Here is a 6,737-nt window from a genome sequence, read left to right on the forward strand (position 1 = left end):
AATTTTATTGCTAGTTTTTTGTATATATAGTATCATCAAATACTACTACCATAATTATATGAATATGATTTGGGAATTCTGGAGAACACTGTTCTCCCNNAATTGCTTTTCTACCTTCTTTTGATTCTACAAAATTCATAGCTGCTTTTACTTTAGGAAGCATTGAACCTGGTGCAAAATGTCCTTCTTGTATATATTTTTCTGCATCACTTAATGTTAAATTTGAAAGATTCTTTTGATCTGACTTTCCGAAATTAATAGCTACTTGCTCTACAGCTGTTAATACAATAAATGTATCAGCATTTAATAGCTGTGCGATTTTACAAGATGCAAAGTCTTTATCAATTACTGCTGGTACGCCTTCAAGAATTCCGTTTCCTTTATCTATTACTGGTATACCACCGCCACCAACAGTAATAACAACATGGCCTGCATCAACTAAAGTTCTGATAATTGGTTCTTCAACTACAGATACTGGCATAGGTGAAGGAACTACTCTTCTCCATCCTCTATTAGAATCTTCTTTCATTGCATATCCTTTTTCTTGTATTAATTTTTGTGCTTGCTCTTCTGTAAAAAATGAACCTACTGGTTTGGTAGGATTTTTAAACCCTTCATCATCTTTATCAACTACAACTTGAGTTATAACTGTTGCAACTTCTTTATTTATACTTCTCTTTTTAAGTTCTTCCCTTATAGCCTGTTGAAGATGGTATCCAATATATCCTTGGCTCATAGCTCCACATTCTGGGAAAGGCATTATTGGATTATTTTCATTTACATATGCTGCAATTTCATAAGTAGCTACAATTTGACCTACTTGAGGCCCATTACCATGTGCTACAATTACCTCATGTCCTTCTTGGATTAAATCTACAATAGCCTGTGAAGTTTCTTTTGCTGTTATTAGTTGTGCCTCCGCTGTAGTATCTTTTGGATTGGCTTGAAGTGCATTTCCCCCAAGTGCTATTACTATTCTTGACATTTATAATTCTCCTTTCTTTATAAATACTCTAGTATAACTTTATTTTTCCTGTTCCAATCATTACTATCATAAATATTGCTAATAATATTATTATCCCCATTGCTCCTTTTTCTTTTGAAGTAATTTCTTTATTTTTTTCTTTTTTAGCTTTTATGTAAATGCCTATTCCTAATGCATACATTATTAGCGCCGCACCTAAATACTGTAGTCCTACTGCAAAAATTACATATAAAGAATAGGCTGAGGAAGCTATTGATATAATCATATCTTTATATCCCAATTTATCTTCTTTTGAAACTTTAATAGCATATAAACTTGAAAATAAATATGGAATTAATATACAAGTAGTAGCAATTAAAAATACATTATTATATGCTGTTTGAAGTGCTGGTAAAAGCAGTGATAGTAAAAAAATTTGAATTAATATGTCTGTTAATAATAATGAATTTGAAGGTGCTCCATTTTTATTTTGTTTCATAAACCATTTTGGCATTGTTCCACCTTTTGCAGCGACATAGGGAATTTCTGCTGCAAGCATTACCCAACTAATTAAACAGCCTAATAGAGAAATAATTAGTCCTAATTTAACTATTACTGGCCCTGATCTACCTATTACCGTTCTTCCTAGCACATCGGCAAGTGGAGTTTGTGAATTTAAAAGTATTTCTCCTGGAACTACCCCCATTGATACTACGGAAACAAGCATATATAAAGCTAATGTTATAACTAAGCTTAAAATTGTTGCAGCTCCAACAATTTTAGATGATTTAGCTTTTTCTGATAATACAGTAGCAGCCTCTACTCCAATAAAGCACCATAAGATGATCCCCATTGCACTATTAACTTGTTTAAATAAGTTTGTCTGCTCACCGGTAGCAACAAGTATTGATTTCCAATTTTCTACATTAAATATTTTTAAATCAAATACAGTAAATCCTAAGATAATCACTAATAATAGTGGAATTACTTTTGCAACTGTTGCTATTGCATTTATTATACCTGCACTTTTAGTTCCTTTTAACTGAATCCAATGTACTGTCCAAAGTATTAAAGATGCTATTAAAAATGATATTAGAGGCCTCATTTCACCAACTAAACTATTTAAGGTTTTAAACATAAGAATAAAAAAAGCGACATTTCCAAGCCATGCACTTAGCCAATATCCCCAAGCTGAATTAAAACCTGTAAAGTCGCCAAATCCTTCCTTAGCATAAGTAAAAATTCCTCCTATAAGTTTTGGCCTTTTGTTTGCAAGTAATTGAAATACTAAAGCTAAAAATATAACTCCAATACCACCAATAGTCCAGGATAATAACACTGCCTGTGGATTTGTATTACTAATAAGATCAGTAGGACTGTTAAATATTCCCCCACCAATCATTGAGCCTACTCCAAGAGCAACTAATAACGATAATCCTAACTTTTTATCACCATCCATTTGTTTTGCTCCTTTTCTTTAGTCTTATTATTTTTAAAAAGCTCCAAAAGTTTTGACCATGGAGTCTTAACAATAATTCGTATTTTTCATTCATAGAAAAAATTTTGTGCGATTGAAGCTAATTTTTTACAAATTAATTTCTTTAACTGATTTTTTACTACCAATTATGTTGTAGGAGTGGAACATTGTTCGTCAGTTTTTTGCATATATAATACAATCAAATACTACCACCATAATTATATAAATATGATTTGACTTTTTTGAAGAACACTGTTCCCCCCTACAGGTTAATCAATAGAGAATTAACAATGGACAATTAAAAATTAAGGTAGAAATTAGTTCTAGCAAACTAATTTCTTAGAAAAGATTTTTTAAGAAAGATGACATAGTCACTTTAAAAATAAATGATTCTAAATTTCTCAGCTTTTGCTGAGAAATATCCATAATTCTTCATTATTCATTCTGAATTTGCATTCATGGTAAAAATTTTATTATGGAAGTTAAAATCATGCATAAGTTAAACTTTCATTAAGGAACCCTATATATCTATATGTCTTAATTTATTGTCCCAATGTAGCAACCATTACTGCTTTAATAGTATGCATTCTGTTTTCAGCCTCATCAAATACTATTGAATGCTTACTTTCGAAAACTTCATCTGTAGCTTCCATAGCTTCTAAGCCAAATTTTTCGTTTATCTCTTTTCCTACAGTAGTTTTTAAATCATGAAATGATGGTAAACAGTGCATGAACTTAACATTTTCATTACCTGTCTTATTTAACATTTCCATATTTACTTGATATGGCTGTAATAATTTTATTCTTTCTTCCCAAACCTCTGGTGCTTCTCCCATAGATACCCAAACGTCAGTATAGATAACATCTGCACCTTTAACGCCTTCATCAATATTATCTGTTATAGTAATTTTGGCACCTGTTTCTTTTGCTATTTCTTCACATTTAGATACTAGATGCTCTTCTGGGAATAGACTCTTTGGAGATACAATTCTAAAATCCATACCCATCTTAGCTGCACCAATCATTAGAGCATTTGCCATGTTATTTCTTCCATCACCACTGTAAACAAATATAACTTTATTTAATGGTTTATCAAAGTATTCAGTTATTGTTAAAAAGTCTGCTAAAATTTGAGTTGGATGATCCTCATTAGTTAATCCATTCCAAACTGGCACTCCTGAATACTTAGCTAACTCTTCAACTATTTCTTGACCAAAGCCCCTGTATTCAATACCGTCATACATTCTTCCAAGTACTCTTGCTGTATCAGCTATTGACTCTTTTTTACCCATTTGGCTTCCTGTTGGTCCAAGATATGTTACATGTGCACCTTGATCATATGCTGCAACTTCAAAGGCACATCTTGTTCTTGTTGAATCTTTTTCAAAAAGTAGTACTATATTTTTTCCTTTTAGTTTTTGTTCTTCTGTTCCTGCATATTTTGCTCTTTTAAGATCTCTTGATAAGTCAAGAAAATATTTTATTTCCTTTGGTGTAAAATCCATTAAAGTTAAAAAATGTTTGTTTCTTAAGTTAAACATAATTTTTCCTCCTAAATTTTTTATATAAGTATCTTTTACTCTAAGTTACTTCTATTTAAAGGCATACTCATACATCTTGGGCCGCCTCTACCTCTTGAAAGTTCTGAACTTGGCATTGTTATAACATTAACTCCACGTTTGCTTAAAGCCTCATTTGTTACATAGTTTCTTTCATAAGTTAGAACTTTACCTGGAGATATTGCTAAAGTATTGGAGCCATCATTCCATTGTTCTCTTGCAGATATTATTTCATCACCATTTCCGCATCTTATTAAATCTACAGCTGATAAGCTTAATGCATCTTTTAAGACATTATCTAATGTATTTTTATTATGAGTAATATCTAATCTTCCATTCTTTCCTTTTGTAATTTCAAAAACATTCAGTGGTCCTTCTATTCCTGGATGTATAGTAAACTTATCATAATCAACCATAGTAAATACCGTATCAAGGTGCATAAATGCTCTACGTACTGGTATTTCAAAGACTAATACTTTTTCAAAAGAAGTATTAGCATCAAATAAGTTTTTCGCTATAAATTCAATTGCCTCTGGTGAAGTTCTCTCGCTACAACCTATAGCAACGATTTTATCTGACAATACTAATTCATCTCCACCTTCCGAACTACTTTGAAATCCTCTATCATACCATAGTGGAATTTCAGAAAGTTTAAAGTCTTTATGGTATTTATGGATATATTTCATAAACAGAGTTTCTCTTCTTCTTGCTGAAGTTTTCATCGTATTGATTATTAGTCCATTTCCTACTGCCGCTGCTGGATCTCTTGTAAAGTACAAATTTGGCATAGGATCTAAATAAAATGGATATTTATCTTCCATAAGTTCTCTTAGAGAACGTCTTGTTTTTATTTGTATTTGTTCTTTTCTTACTCCAGCCATAAGAGTATCAACCATATCTTTAGTTGACTGGGAAATCAAATATTGATATAGCGCCTCATATATATCCATATTATTAATGTGACTTTCTTTTAAAAACTGATTTAAGAATTCATCCTTTACTTTCTTATCTTCCAAAGCCTCTGCTGCTAAGTTTTCTAAATATAATACTTCTACACCATTTTCTCTTAATATTTCAGCAAACCTGTCATGTTCCTTTTTAGCTATTTCTAAATATGGAATATCATCAAAAAGTAACCTTTCTAGATGTTCAGGAACTAAATTTTCTATTTCATTTCCTGGTCTATGTAACATTACTTTATTGAGTTTTCCAATTTCAGACGTAACGTTTATAAAGCTCTCCATATGTTTTCCTCCTTGTTTTATTATTTATAGGTTGTTGAATAACTAATTTTTACAAGTGATTATTTAAGAAAAATATATTTATATTTTTTATTACTATCATTAGCTACAATACATTATTTATCTCTATACACAATGTAGTATTATTTAATGCTGATTAAAATATACTTATTTGTAGTGTGATTTAAGTTCTCTATATTTTATAATAAAAAGTGCATTAAAGTAGATATTATAATCTACTTTAATGCACTTTCATTTTTTTAATAATTTTCATTTTATAAATTGTAATGAACCGTCCACACCTACAGCAATTAAGAATTAAGTATGAAGAATTAATTATTATGGTGGAAATTAGTTTTANNAATTCTTAATTAATAAGAATGTTAATTTTATATTTCTTAGCTTCTGTTGAGAAATAGCCTCAATTGCGAATTATGAATTGGTTCATTTCCATGTTTTCCTCAATAACTTTAGGGTTGTTTTTATTGATAAAAAATATGGTTATAATTGTTCCAATTAACCCTATAATAACAAATATCATACAACTAGTTGTACTAAATATATCACCCATTACTGTAGGTATAATTACAGCTATAGTATTATTTGTCATATGAGCAATTATGGCCGGCCATAGAGATTGTGTTTTATATGTTATAAATCCAAATATTATTCCTAGTAGGCTAGCATAAACACCTTGAATAAGGTTACCATGATATATTCCAAATAAAATTCCTTGGATAATTATTGTAACTGGTATTGATATATTTTTACTTAAAGTTCTATATATAACTCCTCTAAATAAAAACTCTTCTGCAAAAGGTGCTACTATTCCTATTGTTAATATCATAATAAATAAATTTGCTTCAGTTAATGGATTTAAAATCTCATTCATGCCTTGAAATTGTTCCATAAGCAATCCATTCAATTGTAACAAAACTAAAACTCCGGAGTTAAATAGCCATACACTTGTACCTATTAATGCTGCTATGACTATATTCATAAGTTTTGTCTTTTTAAGAAGTATTTCTTCAGTTAGCTTTTTCTTTCTAATTGCATATATTATTAAAAATATCAGTACTGTTACTATAGAAGATATTAANNTCAATAATATATAATTCAATTTTCCTGCAACTTCATTAACTACATTAGTCATACCTTGCTGCTCCATGTTCATCAAATCATTAGAACTTTGTTTATAAACATATTGAAGTCCTATGAGCATTCCTCCAATTACAGACACAAGTACCTGAATAATAAATGCCATCAATAAATATCCAAGTGCAGCAAAAAAACTTTTTAGTTTATTTCCCATTCTAATCCCTCCTTGTAATAATTATTAGAAATATATTCCATTTAATTATACCTCATATTACTTAGATTTGGTAATTCATATAAAATCTTTATACTTGAGTTAATATAAATTTTAAAATGTAAAATTTAAAATCATGAATAAAACTATGTAAAAACTTTTTAGAAAATATAAAATAAAGGTGGAA

General features: G+C 29.7%; 5 protein-coding genes. All 5 read right to left on the minus strand.

The window, feature by feature from the left end:
• Nucleotides 1-10: 10 nt before the first annotated feature.
• Entirely contained in the window at nt 11-985 is a 975-nt protein-coding gene (gene arcC, locus B3603_RS19410) for a carbamate kinase (protein WP_291568012.1), read from the minus strand.
• 28 nt (nt 986-1,013) lie between these two features.
• The gene (locus tag B3603_RS19415; protein WP_291568014.1) at nt 1,014-2,423 is read right to left on the minus strand and encodes a basic amino acid/polyamine antiporter; all 1,410 of its coding nucleotides are present in this window, start codon (nt 2,421-2,423) and stop codon (nt 1,014-1,016) included.
• Nucleotides 2,424-2,983: 560 nt separating this feature from the next.
• On the minus strand, nt 2,984-3,985 hold the full coding sequence (argF, locus tag B3603_RS19420) for an ornithine carbamoyltransferase (protein WP_291568021.1): 1,002 nt from the start codon (nt 3,983-3,985) through the stop codon (nt 2,984-2,986).
• 32 nt (nt 3,986-4,017) lie between these two features.
• Nucleotides 4,018-5,244: an arginine deiminase gene (arcA, locus tag B3603_RS19425; protein ID WP_291568015.1), complete on the minus strand. Its 1,227-nt coding sequence runs from the start codon at nt 5,242-5,244 to the stop codon at nt 4,018-4,020.
• Nucleotides 5,245-5,662: 418 nt separating this feature from the next.
• Nucleotides 5,663-6,553, minus strand: coding sequence for a CPBP family intramembrane glutamic endopeptidase (locus B3603_RS19430; RefSeq protein WP_291568017.1), 891 nt, complete (start codon nt 6,551-6,553; stop codon nt 5,663-5,665).
• Nucleotides 6,554-6,737: the final 184 nt, after the last annotated feature.

The organism is Clostridium sp. UBA2485, assembly GCF_002341865.1.
GTDB lineage: Bacteria > Bacillota > Clostridia > Clostridiales > Clostridiaceae > Clostridium_J.